The 22,397-nt window shown below is 72.1% G+C and carries 20 protein-coding genes; 17 read left to right on the plus strand and 3 right to left on the minus strand.

Translation table 11 applies throughout. The annotated features are described in order from the left end of the window. Positions 1-31 precede the first annotated feature (31 nt). Positions 32-1,099 carry a LacI family DNA-binding transcriptional regulator gene (locus ACH4OW_RS35485; protein WP_398032382.1) on the minus strand — a complete coding sequence of 356 codons (1,068 nt, stop codon included), beginning with the start codon at positions 1,097-1,099 and terminating at the stop codon, positions 32-34. A gap of 175 nt (positions 1,100-1,274) precedes the next feature. Between ACH4OW_RS35485 and ACH4OW_RS35490 the strand changes: the two genes are divergently transcribed. From ACH4OW_RS35490 to ACH4OW_RS35500, 3 genes are all read left to right on the plus strand, one after another. Then, positions 1,275-2,237: a glycoside hydrolase family 16 protein gene (locus tag ACH4OW_RS35490; RefSeq protein ID WP_398032383.1), complete on the plus strand. Its 963-nt coding sequence runs from the start codon at positions 1,275-1,277 to the stop codon at positions 2,235-2,237. Beyond that, complete coding sequence (locus ACH4OW_RS35495) at positions 2,234-3,406, plus strand: beta-1,3-glucanase family protein (protein WP_360136611.1); 1,173 nt, start codon at positions 2,234-2,236, stop codon at positions 3,404-3,406. Before ACH4OW_RS35490 ends, ACH4OW_RS35495 begins: the two co-directional genes overlap by 4 nt. 145 nt (positions 3,407-3,551) lie before the next feature. Next, the gene (locus ACH4OW_RS35500; RefSeq protein WP_360136612.1) at positions 3,552-4,109 is read left to right on the plus strand and encodes a GNAT family N-acetyltransferase; all 558 of its coding nucleotides are present in this window, start codon (positions 3,552-3,554) and stop codon (positions 4,107-4,109) included. A 63-nt stretch (positions 4,110-4,172) separates the two neighbouring features. Here the strand turns inward: ACH4OW_RS35500 and ACH4OW_RS35505 are convergent, their stop codons facing one another. After that, on the minus strand, positions 4,173-5,984 hold the full coding sequence (locus ACH4OW_RS35505; protein WP_360136613.1) for a glycoside hydrolase family 15 protein: 1,812 nt from the start codon (positions 5,982-5,984) through the stop codon (positions 4,173-4,175). 436 nt (positions 5,985-6,420) lie between these two features. On the opposite strand from ACH4OW_RS35505, the gene ACH4OW_RS35510 reads away from it, so the two are divergent. The 11 genes from ACH4OW_RS35510 to ACH4OW_RS35560 all read left to right on the plus strand — a co-directional run bounded on the left by ACH4OW_RS35510 (position 6,421) and on the right by ACH4OW_RS35560 (position 19,448). Then, complete coding sequence (locus ACH4OW_RS35510) at positions 6,421-8,118, plus strand: CTP synthase (protein ID WP_360136660.1); 1,698 nt, start codon at positions 6,421-6,423, stop codon at positions 8,116-8,118. A 137-nt stretch (positions 8,119-8,255) separates the two neighbouring features. Beyond that, positions 8,256-8,882 carry an NUDIX hydrolase gene (locus ACH4OW_RS35515; RefSeq protein WP_360136614.1) on the plus strand — a complete coding sequence of 209 codons (627 nt, stop codon included), beginning with the start codon at positions 8,256-8,258 and terminating at the stop codon, positions 8,880-8,882. A 190-nt stretch (positions 8,883-9,072) separates the two neighbouring features. After that, on the plus strand, positions 9,073-11,262 hold the full coding sequence (locus ACH4OW_RS35520; RefSeq protein WP_398032386.1) for a tetratricopeptide repeat protein: 2,190 nt from the start codon (positions 9,073-9,075) through the stop codon (positions 11,260-11,262). 165 nt (positions 11,263-11,427) lie between these two features. Beyond that, positions 11,428-12,543 carry an alanine dehydrogenase gene (gene ald / locus ACH4OW_RS35525; protein WP_360136662.1) on the plus strand — a complete coding sequence of 372 codons (1,116 nt, stop codon included), beginning with the start codon at positions 11,428-11,430 and terminating at the stop codon, positions 12,541-12,543. Positions 12,544-13,032: 489 nt separating this feature from the next. Then, positions 13,033-14,049, plus strand: a complete 1,017-nt coding sequence (locus ACH4OW_RS35530; protein WP_030671551.1) for a ParA family protein — start codon at positions 13,033-13,035, stop codon at positions 14,047-14,049. Beyond that, entirely contained in the window at positions 14,034-14,663 is a 630-nt protein-coding gene (locus ACH4OW_RS35535) for a hypothetical protein (protein ID WP_398032389.1), read from the plus strand. The genes ACH4OW_RS35530 and ACH4OW_RS35535 overlap by 16 nt, the downstream gene beginning before the upstream one ends. 340 nt (positions 14,664-15,003) lie before the next feature. Continuing rightward, entirely contained in the window at positions 15,004-15,846 is an 843-nt protein-coding gene (locus tag ACH4OW_RS35540; RefSeq protein ID WP_360136616.1) for a ScpA family protein, read from the plus strand. A gap of 5 nt (positions 15,847-15,851) precedes the next feature. Next, positions 15,852-16,493: an SMC-Scp complex subunit ScpB gene (gene scpB, locus ACH4OW_RS35545; protein ID WP_360136617.1), complete on the plus strand. Its 642-nt coding sequence runs from the start codon at positions 15,852-15,854 to the stop codon at positions 16,491-16,493. After that, on the plus strand, positions 16,493-17,590 hold the full coding sequence (locus tag ACH4OW_RS35550; protein ID WP_360136618.1) for a pseudouridine synthase: 1,098 nt from the start codon (positions 16,493-16,495) through the stop codon (positions 17,588-17,590). The genes scpB and ACH4OW_RS35550 overlap by 1 nt, the downstream gene beginning before the upstream one ends. Before the next feature lie 72 nt (positions 17,591-17,662). Then, positions 17,663-18,670: an ADP-ribosylglycohydrolase family protein gene (locus ACH4OW_RS35555; protein WP_398032393.1), complete on the plus strand. Its 1,008-nt coding sequence runs from the start codon at positions 17,663-17,665 to the stop codon at positions 18,668-18,670. Continuing rightward, positions 18,663-19,448 (plus strand): DNA polymerase beta superfamily protein, encoded by a 786-nt coding sequence (locus ACH4OW_RS35560; RefSeq protein WP_398032396.1) that lies wholly within the window; start codon positions 18,663-18,665, stop codon positions 19,446-19,448. The genes ACH4OW_RS35555 and ACH4OW_RS35560 overlap by 8 nt, the downstream gene beginning before the upstream one ends. Here the strand turns inward: ACH4OW_RS35560 and ACH4OW_RS35565 are convergent. Further along, positions 19,401-20,129, minus strand: coding sequence for a DNA polymerase beta superfamily protein (locus tag ACH4OW_RS35565; protein WP_398032399.1), 729 nt, complete (start codon positions 20,127-20,129; stop codon positions 19,401-19,403). The genes ACH4OW_RS35560 and ACH4OW_RS35565 overlap by 48 nt on opposite strands. Positions 20,130-20,270: 141 nt before the next feature. Between ACH4OW_RS35565 and ACH4OW_RS35570 the strand changes: the two genes are divergently transcribed. From ACH4OW_RS35570 to ACH4OW_RS35580, 3 genes are all read left to right on the plus strand, one after another. After that, positions 20,271-20,738 (plus strand): YidB family protein, encoded by a 468-nt coding sequence (locus tag ACH4OW_RS35570; RefSeq protein WP_398032402.1) that lies wholly within the window; start codon positions 20,271-20,273, stop codon positions 20,736-20,738. Positions 20,739-20,873: 135 nt separating this feature from the next. Next, complete coding sequence (gene aroH / locus ACH4OW_RS35575) at positions 20,874-21,236, plus strand: chorismate mutase (RefSeq protein ID WP_398032404.1); 363 nt, start codon at positions 20,874-20,876, stop codon at positions 21,234-21,236. Then, entirely contained in the window at positions 21,233-22,318 is a 1,086-nt protein-coding gene (locus ACH4OW_RS35580) for a prephenate dehydrogenase (RefSeq protein ID WP_360136624.1), read from the plus strand. The genes aroH and ACH4OW_RS35580 overlap by 4 nt, the downstream gene beginning before the upstream one ends. Positions 22,319-22,397 lie beyond the last annotated feature (79 nt).

Raw genomic sequence — 22,397 nt, forward strand, 5'->3', positions numbered from 1 at the left:
CCTGGTGCGGGCCCGGTGCGGGCCCCGGCCCTCATCCCGATTCCCTGACCACCAGTGTCGCCGCCGTGATCACGGGAGACGGCCCGGCTCCGGCGGCTTCCGGGCCCGTACCGTCCGCCGCACCGTCCGCCGCCAGGCGCCGTAGCAGCAGCCGCGCCATCAGGCGGCCCATCTCCTCCACGTCCTGGCGCACCGTGGTCAGCGGCGGGTCCGTCCAGGCCGCGGGGTCCAGGTCGTCGTAGCCGACCACGCCCACGTCCTGCGGCACCCGGCGGCCGTGCGCCCGCAGGGTGCGCAGCGCGCCGGAGGCCATCAGGTCGGAGCAGGCGAAGACGGCGTCCAGGTCCGGCGCCGCGGCCAGCAGGCGCGCCATGGCGCGCTCGCCGCCCGCCGCCGTGAAGCCGCCGTCCGCGATCAGCCGGGGGTCGGCCGCCGCGGGGGCGAGGGCGTCCAGGTAGCCGTCCAGGCGGTCCTGGGCGGAGGTCTGGTCGAGCGGGCCGGTGATGACGGCGATCCGGCGGCGGCCGCGGGCGAGGAGGTGGCGTACGGCCTGCCGGGCGCCGTCGCGGTTGTCGGTGTCGACGTACAACGGGCGAGGCGCGCGCTCGGCGCCCGCCCAGCCGGGGCGGCCGCCGAAGACCGTGGGCAGGCCGGACGCCGCCGCCATGGCGGGCAGCGGGTCGTCGCGGTGCAGCGAGAACATCAGCACGCCGTCGACGTGCCCGGCGGACAGGTAGCGGCCGATGCGTTCGTAGTCGGCGCTGTTCTCGTGGAGGAGGAGCAGCAGCTGGGTGTCGGCGGCCGACAGCTCCCGGCTGATGCCGCGCAGCTGCCGGCCGAAGAACGGGTCGGCGAAGACCCGGGACTCCGGCTCGGCGATCACCACGGCGACCGCGCCGGTGCGGCGGGTGACCAGCGAGCGGGCCGCGCTGTTCGGTACGTACCCCAGGTCGGCGATCGCGCGCCGGACCCGTTCGCGTACCTCGGCGCGCACTCCGGCGCCGCCGTTGACCACGCGGGAGACCGTGGCGCGGGAGACGCCGGCCCGTGCGGCGACCGCCTCAAGTGTGGGACGTCCACGATTCGTTGCCTGCACCATTCAACCCCCGAAATGTGAGTCGGCTCCAACTCCGCGGATCAAGCCAAGCCTTGACGCCTCGGCGCGGAGTCGGCACTGTGTGCCCCGGCACGGCTTGAGAGCGCTCTCAATGTTCTCAGGCCGGGCACGGTCATGGAACTCCTCACCACCCCCACCCTGTCGAGGAGCGTGTTTCATGCGCATACGAATACGTGCCGGGAGACGGCCGCGGACGAGAACCGGAGCGCTGCTCTGCGCCCTGGGCGCCGCCCTCGCCGTGACCTGGCCGCCCGCCCCGTCCACCGCGGCGGCCCGCGAACCGGCGGCAGCGCCGTTCGCCGAGGTCTGGCGCACCGACTTCAACGGCCCCGCCGGCTCCCGCCCGTCCGGCGCCGACTGGATCGTCGACACCGGCAAGAGCTACCCGGGCGGCCCCGCCAACTGGGGCACCGGCGAGCACCAGACCTACACCGACCGCGCCGAGAACCTGCAACTCGACGGCGCGGGACACCTGAAGATCACCGCCCGCAAGGTCGGCGGCACCTGGACCTCCGGCCGCATCGAGACCCGGCGCACCGACTTCGCCGCCCCCGCCAAGGGCAAGCTGCGGATCGAGGCACGCGTCAGGATGCCCGACGTCTCCGGCGACGCGGCGCTCGGCTACTGGCCCGCCTTCTGGACGCTGGGCGCCGACTTCCGCGGCAACTACTGGAACTGGCCGGGCATCGGCGAGTTCGACATCATGGAGAACGTCAACGGGATCAACCGCGTCTGGGGCGTGCTGCACTGCGGCGTCAACCCCGGCGGCCCCTGCAACGAGTCGCAGGGCAAGGGCAATTCCCGCGTCTGCCCGGGCGCCTCCTGCCAGGCCGGATTCCACACCTACGCCCTGGAACTGGACCGCACCGGTTCCACCGAATACCTGCACTGGTCCGTGGACGGGCAGCGCTTCCACACCGTCAGCTCCGCCGACATGGACGCCGGCACCTGGGCCAGGACGACCCACCACGGCCACTTCCTCCTGATCAACCTCGCGATGGGCGGCGCCTTCCCGGACGCCGTCGCGGGCCGCGCCACCCCCACCGACGCGACACGCCCCGGCGGCTCCCTGCTCGTCGACCACGTGTCCGTCTCCGTACAGCAAGGAGCCACCGCATGATCTCCCGTCGTACCCTGCTCGGCGGACTCGCCGCCAGTGCCGCCGCCGGAGCGGGCGCCAGTCTCCTCCTGAACGGCGCCGCGGGGGCCGCACCGGCCGCCGGCGCCGCGGCGGCCGGACTGCCGCTGCACGTCGTCAACCGGACCGGCCGCTACGCCAACAACGTCATCTGGATCTACATCGTCGGCAACACCGGAGGCCAGCAGGTACGGGTCACCGCGAACGGCGAGATCAAGCCCATCGCCCTCTCCGACAACCGCCCGGACGGCTTCACCGACTACGGCATACCGCTCGCCGCCAACGGCAACACCACCCTGCGCATCCCGCAGATGTCCGGGCGCATCTACGCGTCGCTCGGCGCCAAGCTCAAGTTCAAGGCCGTGCAGGACGGCAACGGCAGGCCCGCGCTGGCCTACCCGGCGGGCTGGGTGTCCGGCGACCCCAACTACCAGATCGTGCACGACTGCGCGGAGTTCACGTACGACGGGGCCGGCATGCACTGCAACACCACGGCCGTCGACATGTTCAGCGTCCCGATGTCCATCCGCCTCGTCGGCGCCCGCGACCAGACGGCCGGGGCGCTCAAGGCCGGTGCCCGCTCCCGGATCTTCTCCGAGATCGGCCGTACGCCGGGCTTCGGCAAGCTCGTCGTCGGCGACAAGCGCGTCATCGCCCCCAGCCACGGCCTGGACGCCGGGCTGTTCGACCGGAACTACTTCGCGCCGTACATCGACCGCGCCTGGAACGCGTACACGTCCAAGGACCTGAAGGTCACCACCAACCGGGGCACCTTCACCGGCCGGGTCGGCGGCGGCCAGTTCACCTTCCGCGGCCCCGCCCAGTTCTCCATCGCCAAGCCCTCCACCCGCGACGTGCTCTTCTGCCACGGCACCCTGCAAGCCCCCAACGACGGACTGCGCGGCCCGGTCGCCGCGGTGCTCGGCGCCGCCCTCAACCGCGCCACCCTCGCCGACCACGCGGCCCAGCCCACCACCGACCCCGGCACCTTCTACAAGGGGCAGCTCGCCAACCACTACGCGCGGGTCCTGCACGCCGAGGCCGCCGACGGCAAGGCGTACGGCTTCGCCTTCGACGACGTGGCCAACTTCGCCTCGTACATCGAGGACGGCGCGCCGCGCGAGATGACGCTGACGCTGACGGCGTTCTGACCGGCGGCGGAAGAGAACGAGGGGCCACGGCACCGCTGCCGTGGCCCCTCGTGGGTCCCCTTGTCCCTCGGCGCGCGGGCCCGGAGGCGTATGCGGCACCCGGCTTTCCCGGTCGGTCGGTCCGACCACCTGTTAGCGTGCACGGATGGAAGGTCTGGGACCCGTGGCCTGGCCGCCCGAGCCGATCAGGACAGAGAGACTCGTCCTCCGTGAGCCCGAGGCCCGGGACCGTGCGGCGTTCATCGAACTGCTCGCCTCGCCGGAGGTGCACACCTACCTCGGCGGCCCCCGGCCGCGTGACGAGCTGGAGCGCGAGACGCCCGAAGTGCCCGGGCAGCGGCCCGGGAGCTTCGTCGTCGATCTCGCCGGGGCGATGATCGGCCAGGTACTGCTCAGGAGAGCAACCGTGCACCATCGCCCGGCTGCCGTGGGGAAGGCCGAACTCGGCTACCTCTTCCTGCCGCAGGCGTGGGGATACGGGTACGCCGCCGAGGCGTGCGCGGCGGCACTCGACTGGCTCGCCGACGCGCTTCCCGGCGAGCCCGTGGTGCTCGCCACCCAGACCGCCAACGTCGGCTCGATGCGCCTCGCGGCGAAGCTGGGATTCACCGAAGTGGAGCGGTTCGAGGCATGGAGCGCCGAGCAGTGGCTCGGCATGCGGTCCCCGGTACGCGAAGCGGGGAACCGCTGGTCGGAGGCGTGAATCCCGCTCACCTGCCGTGTGCGGCACGGGGAACGGGATTCCACACCCCTCGTCCGTCGGCCGTTACCCCCCGTACGCCCCGCTGGCCGTCAGCCGCAGTGCCGTGTCGATCAGCGGGACGTGGCTGAACGCCTGCGGGAAGTTGCCCACCTGCCGCTGGAGCCTGGAGTCCCACTCCTCGGCCAGCAGGCCCAGGTCGTTGCGGAGCGAGAGCAGCTTCTCGAACAGGATGCGGGCCTCCTCGACCCGCCCGATCATCGCCAGGTCGTCGGCCAGCCAGAACGAGCACGCCAGGAACGCGCCCTCGTCGCCCTCCAGGCCGTCCACGCCCGCGTCGTCGCCCGAGGTCGGGTAGCGCAGCACGAAGCCGTCCTCGGTGCCCAGCTCCCGCTGGATGGCCTCGATGGTGCCGATGACCCGCTTGTCGTCCGGCGGCAGGAAGCCCATCTGCGGGATCAGCAGCAGCGAGGCGTCCAGCTCCTTGGAGCCGTAGGACTGCGTGAAGGTGTTGCGCTCCGGGTCGTAGCCCTTCTCGCACACCTCCCGGTGGATCGTCTCGCGCAGCTGCCGCCAGCGGTCCAGCGGGCCGTCCACGTCACCGGACTCGATCAGCTTGATCGTGCGGTCCACCGCGACCCAGGTCATCACCTTGGAGTGCACGAAGTGCCGGCGCGGGCCGCGCACCTCCCAGATGCCCTCGTCCGGCTCGTCCCAGTGCTTCTCGACCCACTGGATCAGCTTGAGCTGGAGGAGCGAGGCGTAGTCGTTGCGGGCCAGGCCCGTGTTGTGCGCCAGGTGCAGCGCCTCGGTGACCTCGCCGTACACGTCGAGCTGGAGCTGCCCCGCGGCGCCGTTGCCGACCCGCACCGGACGGGAGTTCTCGTACCCCGTCAGCCAGGTCAGCTCGTTCTCGCCCAGTTCCCGTTCGCCCGCGATCCCGTACATGATCTGGAGGTTCTCCGGGTCGCCCGCCACCGCGCGCAGCAGCCACTCGCGCCAGGCGCGGGCCTCTTCGCGGTAGCCGGTGCGCAGCAGCGAGGACAGGGTGATCGCCGCGTCCCGCAGCCAGGTGAAGCGGTAGTCCCAGTTGCGGGAGCCGCCGATGTCCTCGGGCAGCGAGGTGGTGGGCGCGGCGACGATGCCGCCGGTCGGCGCGTACGTGAGCGCCTTGAGCGTGATCAGCGAGCGGACCACCGCGTCCCGGTACGGGCCGTGGTACGTGCAGTGGTCGACCCACTCGCGCCAGAAGTCCTCGGTCGCCTCCAGCGCCGCTTCCGGCTCCGGCACGTGCGGCGGTCGGCTGTGCGAGGGCTGCCAGCTGATCGTGAAGGCGATCCGCTCGCCGGGGCCGACCGTGAAGTCCGCGTACGTCGTCAGGTCCCGGCCGTAGGTCTCGGCCTCGGTGTCCAGCCACACCGAGTCGGGCCCGGCGACCGCGACGGTGCGCTCGTCGATCTTGTGGACCCACGGCACCACCCAGCCGTACGAGAAGCGCATGCGCAGCGCCGAGCGCATCGGCACCCGCCCGCTGACGCCTTCCACGATACGGATCAGCTGCGGCGTCGCATCCTCGCGCGGCGGCATGAAGTCGATGACGCGGACCGTGCCGCGCGGAGTGTCCCACTCGGACTCCAGGACGAGCGAGTCGCCCCGGTAGCGGCGGCGGTCGGCGGGCACCGGACCGCCCTCGGGGCTGTGTGCGGGCCCCAGCCGCCAGAAACCGTTTTCTTCCGTGCCCAGCAGTCCTGCGAAGACCGCGGGTGAGTCGAAGCGGGGCAGGCACAGCCAATCCACCGTGCCGTCCCGGCACACAAGAGCGGCGGTCTGCATATCGCCGATGAGTGCGTAGTCCTCGATGCGCCCGGCCACGTGCATCTCCCGTCGAACTGGAGTGACGCCCCCCATGGGACGTGTGATCTTGTCCGTCCTGCCCATGAAACTCTGCCGAGCAGCGAGTCCGGAAATCGGGGCGGGGGTGGTGCCTTGCCGGACGGCTCGTAGCGAGTGTCCGAGCAGGATACGACGCACGGCAGTGATCCGCTCGTGACTGCGGGAAGACAGCGTTGCGCCGAACGGGTGGCCTGGGTCACGCCGGGCCGTACGAGGCCGGTGTGCGACGGCCGTACCCGTGTGGCGCGGGCGCCGCCGGGCGCGACCATGCCCGGTCGCTGATAGCCTGGTACCCCGTGGACCGGTGGGCCCGGCGCAAGCACAAGGCACCCCCGACCGCAGCGACGGCACCCCTGAAAACCGCAGTGGGTGACTGATGCGCACCTCTTCACCTCGCGACCACGGGAGCCCCCTCTTGGCCATGCCGCCCGCTGCTTTTCGAAACAGCACCACCTCGACGACCAAGCACCTCTTCGTCACCGGGGGCGTCGCCTCCTCGCTCGGCAAGGGGCTCACCGCTTCCAGCCTGGGCGCGCTGCTCAAGGCGCGGGGCCTGCGGGTCACCATGCAGAAGCTCGACCCGTACCTGAACGTCGACCCCGGCACGATGAACCCGTTCCAGCACGGTGAGGTCTTCGTCACCAACGACGGCGCCGAGACCGACCTGGACATCGGCCACTACGAGCGCTTCCTGGACGTCGACCTCGACGGCTCCGCGAACGTCACCACCGGCCAGGTCTACAACACCGTGATCGCCAAGGAGCGGCGCGGCGAGTACCTGGGCGACACCGTGCAGGTCATCCCGCACATCACCAACGAGATCAAGCACCGCATCCGCCGGCTGGCCCACGAGGACGTCGACGTCGTCATCACCGAGGTCGGCGGCACCGTCGGCGACATCGAGTCGCTGCCGTTCCTGGAGACCGTCCGCCAGGTCCGCCACGAGGTCGGCCGCGACAACGTCTTCGTCGTGCACATCTCGCTGCTGCCCTACATCGGCCCCTCCGGCGAGCTGAAGACCAAGCCGACCCAGCACTCGGTCGCGGCGCTGCGCAACATCGGCATCCAGCCGGACGCCATCGTGCTGCGCGCCGACCGCGAGGTGCCCACCGCCATCAAGCGCAAGATCTCGCTGATGTGCGACGTGGACGAGGCCGCCGTCATCGCCTGCCCGGACGCCCCCTCCATCTACGACATCCCCAAGGTCGTGCACGCCGAGGGCCTGGACGCGTACGTCGTGCGCAAGCTGGACCTGCCCTTCCGCGACGTGGACTGGACCGTCTGGGCCGACCTGCTGGACCGGGTGCACAACCCCGACCACGAGGTGAAGGTCGCGCTGGTCGGCAAGTACATCGACCTGCCCGACGCCTACCTGTCGGTCACCGAGGCGCTGCGCGCCGGCGGCTTCGCCAACAAGGCCCGCGTGAAGATCAAGTGGGTCACCTCCGACGACTGCAAGACCCCGGCCGGCGCCAAGCAGCAGCTCGGCGACTGCGACGCGGTCTGCATCCCCGGCGGCTTCGGCGACCGCGGCGTGGACGGCAAGGTCGGTGCCATCACCTACGCCCGCGAGAACAAGCTGCCGCTGCTCGGCCTGTGCCTGGGCCTGCAGTGCGTGGTCATCGAGGCGGCCCGCAACCTGGCCGGCATCGAGGGCGCGAACTCCACCGAGTTCGACCCGGCCGCCGCCGACCCGGTCATCTCCACCATGGCCGAGCAGATGGACATCGTCGCCGGCGAGGGCGACATGGGCGGCACCATGCGGCTGGGCATGTACCCGGCGAAGCTGGCCGAGGGCTCGATCGTGCGCGAGGTCTACGACGACCAGCCGTACGTCGAGGAGCGCCACCGCCACCGCTACGAGGTCAACAACGCCTACCGCGGCGAGCTGGAGAAGAAGGCCGGCCTGCAGTTCTCCGGCACCTCCCCGGACAACAAGCTGGTCGAGTACGTCGAGTACCCGCGCGAGGTGCACCCCTACCTGGTCGCCACTCAGGCGCACCCGGAGCTGCGCTCCCGCCCGACCCGCCCGCACCCGCTCTTCGCGGGCCTGGTGAAGGCGGCCGTCGAGCGCAAGACCGGCGCCGCCGCCGGCGCCAAGAAGGGCGCCAAGGGCTGACCCCGCGGGCGGCCGGCCCCCTCGCGCAGCGCGCGGGGGAGCCGGCCGCCGACGGGTACGGTTGACCGGGGCACCTGGCCTTTCACCTGGCCGGGCGCCCCGGTCGACTGCTTTTCGCGGAAGGACGTACGACGCACATGGCCATCCAGGACACCCCGGAAGCGTGGCGGGTCACCGCGACCGCGACGCCGTTCACCGGCAAGAAGACCGGCATCCGCACGGACGAGGTCGTCATGCCGGACGGCTCCACGGCCACCCGCGACTACCAGACCCACCCCGGCTCGGTGGCCGTCGTCGCGCTCGACGAAGCGGACCGGGTGCTGGTGCTGCGCCAGTACCGCCACCCCGTGCGGCACAAGCTCTGGGAGGTGCCGGCCGGGCTGCTGGACGTACCCGGCGAGAACCCGCTGAGCGCCGTGCAGCGCGAGCTGTACGAGGAAGCGCACGTCAAGGCCGAGGACTGGCGGGTGCTGACGGACGTCTACACCACCCCCGGCGGCTGCGACGAGGCCGTACGGATCTTCCTGGCCCGCGGCCTGTCCGAGGTGGTGGGGGAGCGCTTCGAGGTCTCCGAGGAAGAGGCCGACATGGAACTGGCGCGGGTGCCGGTCGCCGAACTGGTCCGCGGCGTACTCGCCGGCGAACTGCACAACAACTGCCTGGTGGTCGGGGTGCTCGCGCTGGTCGCGGCCCGCTCTGGGGACGGCCTGGACGCGTTGCGCCCGGCCGACGCGCCGTGGCCGGCCCGCCCGTTCGAGGGGTGACCGTTCAAGGGGGCCCGGCGGCCGCCTGAACGTACCCGTACGCGCTCCGGTCCGATGATGCGCTGATCCGGACGAGTGACCCAACCGTCGTGCTCCACAGGGCGCGTGACGGGTCGTGAACTACGCTCGACAACGTGCCCGTCCGCGACCGCGGTGGGCTCGTAAGCGCAGGTGGACGGGAGCGTGACCCGTGACGGATCAGGCGGTGGGCGGGGGACACGTCCCGCCGGGGAAGGCGGGCGGGCCCGCGACGGCGGCACGGCCGCGGCCGGAAGCGGACAGAGCGGCCGCGGAAGAGGCCGGCGCCGGCGACCGCACCGCCTCCGGCAGCCGCCGCCCGGCCGCCCGGCGCACCGTGCCGCCCGCCGCCACCGCGGCCGGCGGCTTCGTCGGCCGGCGCCGCGAGCTGAAAGCCCTCCGCGCCGACATCGCGCGCACCGGCCTGGACACCCTCTCCGGCCGCCGCGGCGCCCGCAGCCGGGTCCTGCTGGTCGCCGGCCGCCCCGGCTCGGGCCGCAGCGCCCTCGCCGCCGAACTGGCCAGGCAACTCGCCGACGACTACCCCGACGGGGTGCTGCGGGCCACCCTGTCCACCCCCGGCGGCGGGCCCGTACCCCTCGACCGCGTCGCCCGCGACCTGCTCGCCGACCTCGGCGCCCCCGTCCAGCCGGGCGCGGCGGAGGACGAGCTGACCGAGGCGCTGCGCGCCGCCCTCGCCGAGCGCCGGGCCCTGCTCCTCCTGGACGACGCCACCGGCGCCGAACAGGTCGAACCCCTGCTGCCCGACGCCGCCGGCTGCCTGGTCGTCGCGGTCTCCGAAGGCCCGCTCACCGGCATCACGGACGTCCGGCCCTGCACCCTCGGCGGCCTCGACAACTCCTCCGCCGTCGAACTGCTCAGCCGGTACGCGGGCCCCACCCGTATCACCGTCGACCCGCGCTCGGCGGACGCCGTCGCGGAGGAGTGCGGCGGTCGGCCCGCCGCACTCGTCCTCGCGGGCGGCTGGCTCGCGGGGCGCCCCAAGTCCTCCGTCGCCGACCTGCTCCAGGCGCTGCGCGAGGCGCCGGAACAGTCCGACGAGCCGGCCGGCGGCCGCCCGCTGGCCCGCGCCTTCCACCTCGTGTACGACTGCCTGCCGCCGGTCGCGGCCCGCATACTGCGGCTGCTCACCCTCGCCCCGGCCGGCCTGGTGGACGCGCACATCGCCTCCGCCCTGGCCGGCTGCTCGGTGGCCGCCGCCGAGTCGGCCCTGCGGGACTTCGCGGCCCAGGGACTGCTGCGGCATGTGGAGCCCGCAGGACCGCACCCGGACGGGCACGGCTCCCCGGCCGCCGGGAGCGCGGGCCTCCAGGCGCAGTACCGCATGCCGGGCTGCCTGCTCCTCCTGGTGCGCTCCGAGCTGCACGAGAAGGAGCGGCCCGCCGAGATCCAGCTCGCCAGGGCCCGGATGCTGGAGCGGACCGTACGGCTGCTCCAGTCGTGCCGGGCCCTCGGCGAACCCGCCGGGTCCCCGGCCCGCCAGAAGGTGGCCGGGCTGCCGCGCTCGCTGCGCTTCGCCTCCGCCGCCTCCGCCGCCGCCTGGCTGCGCAGCCGCCGCCCCGCCCTCCTGGAGGCGGCCCGGATCGCCGTCGAGGACGGCGAACTGGACACCCTGGACCGGCGGCTGGTGGCCGCGATCGTGCGCACCCTGATCGCCCACCAGGGCGCCGAGGCCGCGGCGCCCGACCTCTACGGGCTGCACGGCCTGGTCCTGGAGGTCGCCGAGCGGCGCGGCCTGGCCAGGGAGAAGGCCGCGGCGCTGCTCAACCTCGGCGACCTCGACGCGCAGGCCGGGCGGACCACGGACGCGATGGCCCGCTACCGGGGCGCGCTCAGCGCGGCGCGCGAGGTCAGGGACCCCATCGCGACCGTACGGGCACTGGAATCGCTGGGGGGCACCTACACGGAACTGGGGGACTGGCAGCGGGCCGCCGACTGGTACGGGCGCGCGCTGGAGCTGCGGCTGACCCGCGGCGAGAACGCGGACGGGGCGCGGCTGCACGGCCGGATCGGCGCCGTGCTGACGTACGCGGCGCGGTGGGGCGAGGCGCTCAAGGAGTGGCGGGCCGCCTACGGGGCGTACCGGAGGCTGGGCGACGTCGCGGGCCAGGCCCGCGCGCTGGGCGAGGCGGCGCGGGTGCAGGAGTACGCGGGCCGCCCCGAGGAGTCGCTGCGGACCTGCACGGCGGCCCTTTCGCTGGCCGCCGAGGCCGGGGACGGACGGCTGGAGGCGGCGCTCCAGCTGCGGATCGCGGACACCCTCGAACGGCTCGGCGACCCCGCGGGCGCAAGGCTGCACCGGGCCATAGGGGAACGACTCCTCTCAGATCACCCAGAGTGACCTACGAAATCGGTGGTGTTCCTCTCAGTAATAGATGCTTTGCAAGGCTAGACAACACGGAATCCTTCAATAGACTGGCCAGGCCGCGGACACCGCGGTCAGTCCCGGCATGCCTCGCATGCATGGATTTTTCCTGCAAGCACTCTTACAAGGACCGTGATCGACGTGAAGGTCGGCATCCCCCGCGAGGTCAAGAACAACGAGTTCCGGGTGGCGATCACGCCCGCCGGTGTGCACGAGCTGGTCCGCCACGGCCACCAGGTCTTCATCGAGAAGGACGCCGGCCTCGGCTCCGCGATCCCGAACGAGGAGTACGTCTCGGCCGGCGCCGAAATCCTCGGCACCGCCGACGAGGTCTGGGCCACCGCGGACCTGCTGCTGAAGGTCAAGGAGCCGATCGCCGAGGAGTACCACCGCCTCCGCAAGGACCAGACCCTCTTCACCTACCTGCACCTGGCCGCCTCCCGCGAGTGCACGGACGCCCTCCTGGAGTCCGGCACCACCGCCATCGCCTACGAGACGGTCGAGACCGCGGGCCGCCAGCTCCCGCTGCTCGCCCCGATGTCCGAGGTCGCGGGCCGCATCGCCCCGCAGGTCGGCGCCTACCACCTGATGCGCCAGGCCGGCGGCCGCGGCGTGCTGCCCGGCGGCGTGCCCGGCGTGGCCGCGGGCAAGGCCGTCGTCATCGGCGGCGGCGTCTCCGGCTGGAACGCCGTGCAGATCGCCGTGGGCCTCGGCTTCCACGTCACCCTGCTCGACAAGGACATCAACAAGCTGCGCGAGGCGGACCGGATCTTCGGCACCAAGGTGCAGACGATCGTCTCCAACGCCTACGAGCTGGAGAAGGCCGTCGTCGAGGCCGACCTCGTCGTCGGCGCGGTCCTCATCCCGGGCGCCAAGGCCCCGAAGCTGGTCACCAACGAGCTGGTCGCCAAGATGAAGCCCGGAAGTGTCCTTGTCGACATCGCGATCGACCAGGGCGGCTGCTTCGAGGACTCCCGGCCCACCACCCACGCCGAGCCGACCTTCCAGGTCCACAACTCGGTCTTCTACTGCGTGGCCAACATGCCCGGCGCCGTGCCGAGCACCTCCACCTACGCGCTGACCAACGCCACGCTGCCCTACATCGTGTCGCTGGCCAACAACGGCTGGGTCGAGGCGCTGCGCCGCGACGCCGCCCTCGCCAAGGGCCTGAACACCCACGACGGCAAGGTCGTCTACGGCCCGGTCGCCGAGGCGCACGGCCTGGACGCGATCGACCTGAGCACGCTTCTCGGCTGAGGCGTCAATAGCGCGCGTCAATGACGCACGACCGGCCGGGCCTTGGCGACAAGGCCCGGCCGCGGCCGTTTACCGACACGCCGCATGTCCGAAACGGCACATGCGGTCCTCAACTCGCCGAAAACGTAACCCTTTAACCGATTCGCACACCCTCGAAACATCGGGCTTGTGCTGCTTGCACCCTTGACATTGGCATGTTCGATTGCCGACACATCGGGCCGGGTCCGGCGGATTGTGTTGCTGCGAACGCCCGACACGCCATAGAGTCGCCAACCGTCGGCATAGTGCCACGCTGACCTATCGATAAGTTTCCTGGTCACATCCAAGGAGGTAAGACGACTTGTGAATGAGTCGACATTTACTCCCGGAGGTGGTCGACCAGGAGCGGTTGCACGGGGCCAGGGTCCCTCGGGGCTCCAGGCTGTCGGCTCCGTCGCTGTCCACACCTTCGCGACCCAACAGAGCACGACGACGACAGCCCACCAGAGCATGGACGGCCATCACGTGAACGCCATGGCCGGCGACCGGGGCGGCTCAGAACCCACCCGGCTCGCCGACTACGACGACCTGCCCGAGGGGCACTTCTACGATCCGGACGCGGAGTACGAACCGGACCCCGAATACGCCGCGACACTCGCGCCGGACGCCGCCCGCCAGCGCCGCGAACGCGTCGGCCCCACCGGGCGCCCCCTTCCCTACTTCCCGATTCCAGGACCGTTGACGGACCACGGCCCCGCCAAAATCATCGCGATGTGCAACCAGAAAGGCGGGGTGGGAAAGACCACCTCGACCATCAACCTGGGTGCCGCACTCGCCGAATACGGCCGCCGGGTGCTGCTCGTCGACTTCGACCCGCAGGGCGCCCTGTCGGTCGGCCTCGGCGTCAACCCCATGGAACTGGACCTGACGGTCTACAACCTGCTCATGGAGCGGGGCATGTCGGCCGACGAGGTACTGCTGAAGACCGCGGTCCCCAACATGGACCTGCTGCCCAGCAATATCGATTTGTCAGCCGCCGAGGTGCAGTTGGTCAGCGAGGTCGCGCGCGAGTCGACGCTCCAGCGCGCCCTGAAGCCGCTGATGGCCGACTACGACTACATCGTCATCGACTGCCAGCCGTCGCTCGGCCTGCTCACCGTCAACGCCCTGACGGCGGCCCACAAGGTGATCGTCCCGCTGGAATGCGAGTTCTTCGCGCTGCGCGGTGTGGCGCTGCTCACCGAGACGATCGAGAAGGTACAGGAACGGCTCAACCCCGACCTGGAGCTCGACGGCATCCTGGCGACGATGTACGACTCGCGGACCGTCCACAGCCGCGAGGTTCTCGCGCGCGTCGTCGAAGCGTTCGACGACCACGTGTACCACACGGTCATCGGCCGTACCGTGCGCTTCCCGGAGACCACCGTCGCGGGCGAGCCGATCACCACGTACGCGTCCAACTCCGTCGGCGCCGCCGCCTACCGTCAGCTGGCCAGGGAGGTGCTCGCCCGGTGTCACGCCGAGTGAGTCTGCCCGGAGCCGACGAGTTGTTCCGCACGACCGGGGGATCGGGGCTGCAGTCCCCGGCACCCCGCAAGACCAACGGCTCTGCCGCGGCCAATGGTGGCTCCCCCCTGCACGGGGAGCCACCGCGAGTTCCCGCGCCTGGCGGGGAGCCGGAGGCGGAGGGAGTTCGCGAAGCCCGCGAGGCTCGCGAGCCTCGCGAAGTTCGTGAGGGCGCGGACGGGCGCACGGAGGGGCGTACGGACGGACGCCCGGACGGTCCGGAGTCGGCCGGGCGCGGCGGCCGCGCAGACCGCGAGGGCGGTGGGGAGTCGGACGCGGAGCCCTCGAAGGGCGCCTCCGCGGGGGATGCCCCGGCCCCCCAGCCGGCCCGGCGGCGCGGCCGCGGCGCGAACCGGCGCCCCAGCGGGCGCGAGCGGCACGACGAGAAGATCACCGTCTACGTCTCCGCGGAAGAACTGATGGACCTGGAGCACGCGCGCCTGGTCCTCCGCGGCGAACACGGCCTCGCGGTCGACCGCGGCCGCATTGTGCGCGAAGCGGTGGCGGTGGTTTTGGCGGATCTGGAGTCGCGGGGGGATGCGAGCATTCTCGTGCGGAGGCTGCGGGGGCGGTAGCCCCGCTCGCGCTTCGCGCGTTTGCGCCTACGGCTGGGTGGGTGGGGGCCGGGGCCCCGCAGGGGTCTCTCCTCACCGCAGTCGCGGAAGCCATGTCTGGAACGCTGAACCTGGTGTTGCGACGTGTCGGCTGCGGGGAGCCCCCTGCGTGTCCCCGGCCCCGGGCCCGGATAGCGGCTGACTCGCCGTCGTGGCCGAGGCCCCCTGGCTGCTCCGCCGCTGGTGTCTTTCCCTCTCCCCTCACCCTTGCGCGACAGCGCTCCCCGCTGCGCGGCGGTCTCACCGCCCCCGCGAAGCGGGGATACGCTCGTACCGAACGTTCTTCCTCCTATGGACCGCGATGCTGACGACTGAAGATCACGCCACGTCTCCCGAGGCCGGTGACGGGCGGTTCACTGTGCGGCTGGAGAATTTTGAGGGGCCGTTCGACCTGCTGCTTCAGTTGATCTCCAAGCACAAGCTGGATGTGACCGAGGTCGCCTTGTCCAAGGTGACGGACGAGTTCATGGCGTACATCCGGGCGATGGGGGCGGACTGGGATCTGGATCAGACGACCGAGTTCCTGGTCGTCGCGGCCACGCTGCTCGATCTCAAGGCGGCGCGGCTGCTGCCTGCCGCGGAGGTGGAGGACGAGGCGGATCTCGCGCTGCTGGAGGCGCGGGACCTGTTGTTCGCGCGACTGCTTCAGTACAGGGCGTACAAGCGCATCGCGGACATTTTCAGTGAGCGTCTGGGGGACGAGGGGCGCCGGTACCCCCGCACGGTCGGGCTGGAGCCGCACCATGCGGAGCTGCTGCCGGAGGTCGTGATCAGTATCGGGGCCGAGGGGTTCGCCCGGCTCGCGGTGAAGGCGATGCAGCCCAAGGCCAGGCCGCAGGTGTACGTCGATCACATCCACGCGCCGCTGGTGAGCGTCAGGGAGCAGGCCGAGGTGCTGGTGGCGCGGCTGCGGGCGGTGGGGGAGGCCGGGTTTGCCGAGCTTACGGAGGACGCGCCGGACACGCTGACCGTCGTGGCGCGCTTCCTGGCGCTGCTGGAGCTGTACCGGGAGCGTGTGGTGGAGCTGGACCAGGATCAGGCCCTGGGGGCGCTGACGGTGCGGTGGACGGGCGGTGCGGAGGCCGAGCCGGTGGTCACGGATGAGTTCGACCGGGATGGTGCGGAAGAGGGAGAGAAGGAGTGAGGGGGGTGGAGGAGGTCGATGAAGGGCACGCTGGGGTGCTCTCGGTTGTTGAGCTGGCGCTGAAGCCTGCGCTGGAGGCGGTGCTCATGGTTGTGGACGAGCCTGCGACCGAGGAGCACCTGGCGAAGGTGCTGGAGCGGCCCCGCCGCGAGGTGGCGCTCGCGTTGCGGGAGCTGTCGGAGGAGTACACGCGGCAGGGGCGCGGGTTCGACCTGCGGCTGGTGGCGGGGGGCTGGCGGTTCTACAGCCGGGGCGCGTACGCGGACGCCGTGGAGAGCTTTGTGCTGGACGGGCAGCAGGCCCGGCTGACGCAGGCCGCGTTGGAGACTCTGGCCGTGGTCGCGTACCGTCAGCCGGTCAGCCGTTCCAGGGTCTCGGCCGTGCGCGGGGTGAACTGTGACGGTGTGATGCGCACCCTTCTTCAGCGTGGTCTGGTGGAGGAGACGGGGACGGAACCTGAAACAGGTGCGATCCTGTACAGGACGACGAACTACTTTCTGGAGCGGATGGGCCTGCGCGGCCTGGACGAGCTTCCGGAGCTTGCTCCCTTCCTCCCGGAGGCGGAGGCGGTCGAGGGCGATTCCCGGGAAGGTGTTCCGTCGTTCGACGTAGACGACAGCGGCGACGACTCTCAGACGGATCATTGATGCGAAGCAGCGGCAGGAACAACAGGGACGCCGGTAGGGGCAACTACCGGGGTGCGGGCAACAAGAAGGACGAGAAGCAGCAGCGCGCCGGCCGGCCCCGTCCCGAGGAGCGCCGCTACGACGTGGGCGAGGGCGGCGGCCGGGGCGGTGCCCCGGAGGAGCGCAAGGGCCGTGGGGCGGCTGCCCGCGGCGGTGCCAAGGGCGGTCCTCGTACGAGTCCGAAGAGCGGCGGCAAGCCCGGCGGCAAGGGCCAGCAGCAGCGTGGCCGCGGCCAGGCTCCGGCGCGGCCGCGTGAGTATGACGCGCAGGTCGAGGAGCGTAATCGGGCCCGGCACAACAAGCCGCAGGTCAAGACGCCCAAGACGTTCGGTGACCAGGAGGGCGAGCGGCTCCAGAAGGTGCTGGCCCGGGCCGGTATGGGCTCGCGCCGTGCCTGTGAGGAGCTGATCGACCAGGCGCGGGTCGAGGTCAACGGGCGGATCGTCACCGAGCAGGGCGTGCGGGTCGACCCGGACAAGGACGAGGTCAAGGTGGACGGCCTGACGGTCGCCACGCAGTCGTACCTGTTCTTCGCGCTGAACAAGCCGGCCGGTGTCGTCTCGACGATGGAGGACCCGGACGGGCGGCAGTGCCTGGGCGACTACGTGACCAACCGCGAGACGCGGCTGTTCCACGTGGGGCGGCTGGACACGGAGACCGAGGGCATCATCCTGCTCACCAACCACGGCGAGCTGGCCCACCGGCTGACCCACCCGCGGTACGGGGTGAAGAAGACCTACCTGGCCGCCATCCAGGGTCCGCTGCCGCGTGACCTGGGCAAGCAGCTCAAGGACGGCATCCAGCTGGAGGACGGCTACGCGCGCGCCGACCACTTCCGGGTGGTGGAGAACACCGGCAAGAACTACCTGGTCGAGGTGACCCTGCACGAGGGCCGCAAGCACATCGTGCGCCGGATGCTGGCCGAGGCGGGCTTCCCGGTCGACAAGCTGGTGCGGACGGCGTTCGGGCCGATCTCGCTGGGCGACCAGAAGTCCGGCTGGCTGCGGCGGATGACCAACACCGAGGTCGGCATGCTGATGCGCGAGGTCGAGCTGTAAGCACCGGGCGCCTTGTCGAGTGCTGGGACCACCCCTTATTGTCATTGTGACGATTAAGGGGTGGTTCTTTTCATGGCGTCCGCCGCGACCGGATCGCTCATCGGGCTGGCGCTCGGTGACGCGCTCGGGTTTCCGACCGAGTTCGACGATGTGCCCGCGATCCTGGCCAAGTGGGGCCCGTGGCGGGAGACGGCCCTGCCCGATCCCGCGTACGTCACCGACGACACGCAGATGACCATCGCCCTCGGGCGCGGTCTGCGTGCGGCCGTGGCGGGCGGCGGCGCCCTGGACGCCGCGAGCCTGCTTCCGCCCGTACGGCGGGAGTACGTGGACTGGTGGCGCTCTCCGGACAACGACCGGGCGCCGGGCGGTACCTGCCTCAGGGCGTGTCAGCTGCTCAGCGACCCCGCGCGGCCGTGGGTGGAGGCCAGTCGGGTCGGCTCGAAGGGGTGCGGCGCGAACATGCGGGTGGCGCCCGTCGGGCTGGTGCCGGGGCTGAGCCCGGAGCAGCGTTCCGGGGCCGCGCAGCTCCAGTCCGCGCTGACGCACGGGCACCCGACCGCGCTCGCCGCCAGCGACCTCACGGCGTACGCCGTGCACGTGCTCACGCAGGGCGCCCGGCCGGAGGAGCTGACCGGGCTGCTGCGCTCGTATGCGGTGGGGAGCGGTGCGGTTTACCGGGCCGACTGGCTTGGTGAATTGTGGCGGTATGCGGGGGATTCTTCGCCGGAGAGCTTTATCGCTCGCGGCTGGGACGAGTGTCTCGGTGTCCTGGACCGGCTGGACGACGCGCTGCGTGCGCCCAATCCGGAGGCCGATCCGTGCCTGGCCACCGGTGCCGGCTGGATCGCCGAGGAGGCGCTCGCCACCGGTCTGCTGTGCTTCCTGCTCTTTCCCGGTGAGCCGCTGACCGCGCTGCGCCGGGCCGCCTGCACCTCCGGCGACTCCGACTCGATCGCCTGCCTCGCCGGTGCCTTCGCCGGCGCCCACCTGGGCGCCGGGGCGTGGCCCGAGGAGTGGGCGGGCCGTATCGAGTACCGCGACGAGCTGCTGGCGCTGGGGGAGGCGTGGGATGCGTAACGCTGTTCTGGAGGCGGCCGGGCTGCCGGAGATCGATCTGGGTGTGGTGACGGCGGGGGAGGGAGATCCGCTGGTCTTCGCGACGGTTTCCGGCGCGCATCTGTACGGCTTCCCCTCCCGCGACTCGGACGTGGACCTGCGCGGCGCGCACCTGCTGCCCACCGCCGCGCTGGTCGGGCTGCGGGAGCCGGACGAGACCCGCTCCTGGATGGCGGACCGGGACGGCGTCGAGGTCGATCTCGTCACGCACGACCTGCGCAAGTTCGCGCGGCTGATGCTGCGGCGCAACGGCTACGTGCTGGAGCAGCTGCTCTCGCCGCTGGTGGTGCGGACGAGTGCGGTGCACGAGGAGTTGGCGGCGCTGGCGCCCGCCGTCCTCACCAGCCATCACGCCCACCACTACCGGGGCTTCGCGAACACGCAGTGGCGCCTCTTCGAGAAGACCGGCGAGCTCAAGCCGCTGCTCTACACGCTGCGGGTGCTGCTGACCGGCATTCACCTGATGGGCAGTGGTGAGGTGCAGGCGCATCTGCCCACGCTGGCCGGGCTGGTGGCGGCGCCCTCGTACGTGCCCGAGCTGGTCGCGGCCAAGGCGGAGGCGGAGCACGGGGCGGCCGGCGGGCTGGTGGACGTGGAGCGGCTGCGGGCCGACGTGGCGGAGCTGCACGGCCGGCTGGACGCGGCGCAGGCCGCCTCCGCGCTGCCGGACGCCCCCGGCGGCCACGACGCGCTACACGACCTCGTCGTACGGGCGCGGCTCGGCGCAGCGGAGCGCTGACGCGCGGCGGGTGCGGTAGAGGAAGTCCGCGACGCGCCGGTGGTCGGGTTCCGGCGGCAGCGGGGAGGCGGGTTCCGCCGCGGCGGCCTGTTCGGCCAGGGCGGCCATCCGGCGTTCGACCCGGTCCCAGGTGACCTCGCCGCGTTTGACGGCGAGCAGCTCGGCGCGCGCGTCGCCGACGTCCAGCGTGAGGACGCCGGTGCGCAGCGCGTCGCGGGCGGTACGCAGCAGCCGCAGCAGGTGCATGGCGTGCTTCCAGCGGGGCGCGCCGTGCTGCCGTACGTCCGCCTCCAGCTTCTTGAGCTGGCCTGCCGCGTAGCCGGCGAAGGTGCGGTGCACCTGGCGGGAGAGGAACGCGCCGCGCAGGGCGAGGAGTTCGCGGCCGGTGTCGTCGACGTGCTCGACGAGGGGGGAGTGCAGGCACTCCAGGATGTTCGGGTTGGAGAGCAGGGCCAGCTCGCAGAAGCGTTCCAGCTCCCAGGAGAACTCCTCCTCGCGCGGCCCGTCCACGTGCGTCGGCGGCTTCTCGAAGCGCCAGAAGAGCGGGGTGGGGGCGAGGTAGACGCCGCGCCGGTCCGTGTCGCTGTCCCCGGTGGCGAGCCCGAAGGCGCGCGACCCCATCACGCAGGCGTAGACGGTGTGGTCGGTGACGAGGGCGTGGCCTGCGGCGTGGGACGGCATGAGGGGGATTGTGGCTGGTGGGAGACGTGTGCGCCAGCCGGTTTCGGGTGGCGGAAATGCCCGTCGTCGGTACGTTTGAATGAAGTCACTCGTCGCGTGAGCCTCATCGAAATCGCCAGGAATTCGCGGAAAGGCACGGCCATGACGGGATCACCAGACCTCGGGAGACTGATGGGCCGGCTGCCCGGCGGCGGCCGGCCCCCGGCGGCAGGAAACCTCATCGGATCGCTGATGGGGGCACTGGGCGGAACCGGGCCCGGTGGTCACGGGGTGCCCGGCGGCCCCGGGTACGGGGGCAGCCACGGCGGCGGCATACAGATCGTGCTCGGCAAGCTCCTCCAGGGGGAGCTGGGGCGGCAGGCCCACTCCTGGGTGGGGCGGGGCGCCAACGAGCCGGTCACCCCCGAGCAGGTGGCGAAGGCGCTGCCGGACGAAGCCCTCCAGAGGATCGCGGAGGAGAACGGGGTCAGCGCCGGGGAAGCGGCGAAGCAGCTCGCGCACACCCTGCCGCAGGCCGTGGACCGGCTGACGCCCGACGGCGAGATACCGCAGGACCCCTCGTTGCAGCGCCTCGCCTCCCGGGGCGGCGGCGCCGCGGGGCGGCGGTAGGCGCGCACGTCCCGTACCCGGCCGGTCCGTGTCCCGCGGGCCGGCCGGCGTCGTGGACAGGGCCCCCGGCTGGCTAGGCTTGCGGTAAGGAGTCGGCGCCGGGCGCCGTACGCGGAAACTCAGGGGAGCGGTGACGTGGCGGTACGAGCGGTGCGCGGAGCCGTGCAGCTGGAACGGGACGAAGCGGGGCATATGCACGAGCAGGTGTCCGCGCTGCTGACCGCCGTCCTGGAGCGCAACGGAATGGTCCCGGACGACCTGATCAGCATGTGGTTCACCGCCACCCCCGACCTGCACAGCGACTTCCCCGCGGTGGCCGCCCGGCAGCTCGGCATCACCGACGTCCCGCTGATCTGCGCGCAGGAACTGGACATCGCCGGCGCCATGCCGCGCGTCGTACGCGTCCTGGCGCACGTCGAGACCGACCGCACCAAGGCCGAGATCGCGCACGTCTACCTCGGTGCCGCCGGCGCCCTGCGGAAGGACATCGCCCAGTGAGGACCGCGCTCGTCATCGGCACCGGCCTGATCGGCACCTCCCTCGCCCTCGCGCTGCACGCCCGCGGCGTGCAGGTGTACCTGGCCGACCACGACCCGGCGCAGGCCGAGACCGCCGCCGCGATCGGCGCCGGCACGGCCGAGGAGCCGCCGGGCCCGGTCGACCTCGCCGTGGTGGCCGTGCCGCCCGCCCACGTCGCGCCGACGCTGGCCGCAGCGATACGGCGCGGCGCGGCCCGCGCCTACCTCGACGTGGCCAGCGTCAAGGGCGGCCCGCGCCGTGAGCTGGAGGCGCTGGGGTGCGACCTGACGGCGTACCTCGGCACGCACCCGATGGCGGGCAAGGAGCGCTCCGGGCCGCTCGCCGCGACCGCCGACCTCTTCGAGGGGCGGCCCTGGGTCCTGACGCCGGCCCCGGACGGCGACACCGAGGTGCTCAACCTCGCGCTGGAGCTGGTCGCGCTGTGCCGCGCGGTGCCGGTCGTCATGGACCCGGACGCGCACGACCGGGCCGTCGCCCTGGTCTCGCACACGCCCCAGCTGGTCTCCAGCCTGGTCGCGGCCCGCCTCCAGGACGCGGACGAGACCGCGGTGCGGCTGTGCGGGCAGGGCATCAGGGACGTCACGCGTATCGCCGCCTCCGCGCCCCGGATGTGGATGGACATCCTCTCCGCCAACCCGGGGCCGGTCGCCGACGTGCTCGCCGACGTCTCGGCCGACCTGGCGGAGACGGTACGGTCGCTGCGCGCGCTGGAGGCCGCCGACGAGGACAAGCGCGCCGCGGGCGCCCGCGGCGTCGAGGACGTGCTGCGGCGCGGCAACGCGGGCCGCGAGCGGGTGCCGGGCAAGCACGGCGCGGCGCCCGCCGCCTACGAGATCGTCTCGGTGCACATCGGCGACCAGCCGGGCGAGCTGGCGCGGGTCTTCGCGGACGCGGGCCGGGCCGCGGTCAACATCGAGGACGTACGGATCGAGCACGCCACCGGGCAGCAGGCGGGTTTCATCCAGCTCATGGTCGAGCCGCAGGCCGCGTCGGTGCTCGCGGCGGAGCTGCGCGAGCGGGGCTGGTCGATACGGCAGTAGGGCGCCCGCGCCCCGGGGGCACGGGGCTGCACGGGGCGCCGCTGCTTGCCAGTAACCTTGTGCGGGGCCGTGTGCAGTG

It is taken from the genome of Streptomyces sp. NPDC017056 (assembly GCF_044332485.1).
In the GTDB taxonomy this organism is placed as follows: domain Bacteria; phylum Actinomycetota; class Actinomycetes; order Streptomycetales; family Streptomycetaceae; genus Streptomyces.

Coding starts and splice junctions, on each gene's coding strand:
- ACH4OW_RS35555 (WP_398032393.1), top strand. CDS start 17,663: ATGGCGTCCGCCGCGACCGGATCGCTCATCGGGCTGGCGCTCGGTGAC.
- ACH4OW_RS35505 (WP_360136613.1), bottom strand. CDS start 5,984: ATGCACGTGGCCGGGCGCATCGAGGACTACGCACTCATCGGCGATATG.
- ACH4OW_RS35510 (WP_360136660.1), top strand. CDS start 6,421: ATGCCGCCCGCTGCTTTTCGAAACAGCACCACCTCGACGACCAAGCAC.
- ACH4OW_RS35500 (WP_360136612.1), top strand. CDS start 3,552: ATGGAAGGTCTGGGACCCGTGGCCTGGCCGCCCGAGCCGATCAGGACA.
- ACH4OW_RS35485 (WP_398032382.1), bottom strand. CDS start 1,099: ATGGTGCAGGCAACGAATCGTGGACGTCCCACACTTGAGGCGGTCGCC.
- ACH4OW_RS35490 (WP_398032383.1), top strand. CDS start 1,275: ATGCGCATACGAATACGTGCCGGGAGACGGCCGCGGACGAGAACCGGA.
- ACH4OW_RS35530 (WP_030671551.1), top strand. CDS start 13,033: ATGGACGGCCATCACGTGAACGCCATGGCCGGCGACCGGGGCGGCTCA.
- ACH4OW_RS35565 (WP_398032399.1), bottom strand. CDS start 20,129: ATGCCGTCCCACGCCGCAGGCCACGCCCTCGTCACCGACCACACCGTC.
- ACH4OW_RS35560 (WP_398032396.1), top strand. CDS start 18,663: ATGCGTAACGCTGTTCTGGAGGCGGCCGGGCTGCCGGAGATCGATCTG.
- ACH4OW_RS35570 (WP_398032402.1), top strand. CDS start 20,271: ATGACGGGATCACCAGACCTCGGGAGACTGATGGGCCGGCTGCCCGGC.
- ACH4OW_RS35495 (WP_360136611.1), top strand. CDS start 2,234: ATGATCTCCCGTCGTACCCTGCTCGGCGGACTCGCCGCCAGTGCCGCC.
- ACH4OW_RS35550 (WP_360136618.1), top strand. CDS start 16,493: ATGCGAAGCAGCGGCAGGAACAACAGGGACGCCGGTAGGGGCAACTAC.
- ACH4OW_RS35515 (WP_360136614.1), top strand. CDS start 8,256: ATGGCCATCCAGGACACCCCGGAAGCGTGGCGGGTCACCGCGACCGCG.
- ACH4OW_RS35540 (WP_360136616.1), top strand. CDS start 15,004: ATGCTGACGACTGAAGATCACGCCACGTCTCCCGAGGCCGGTGACGGG.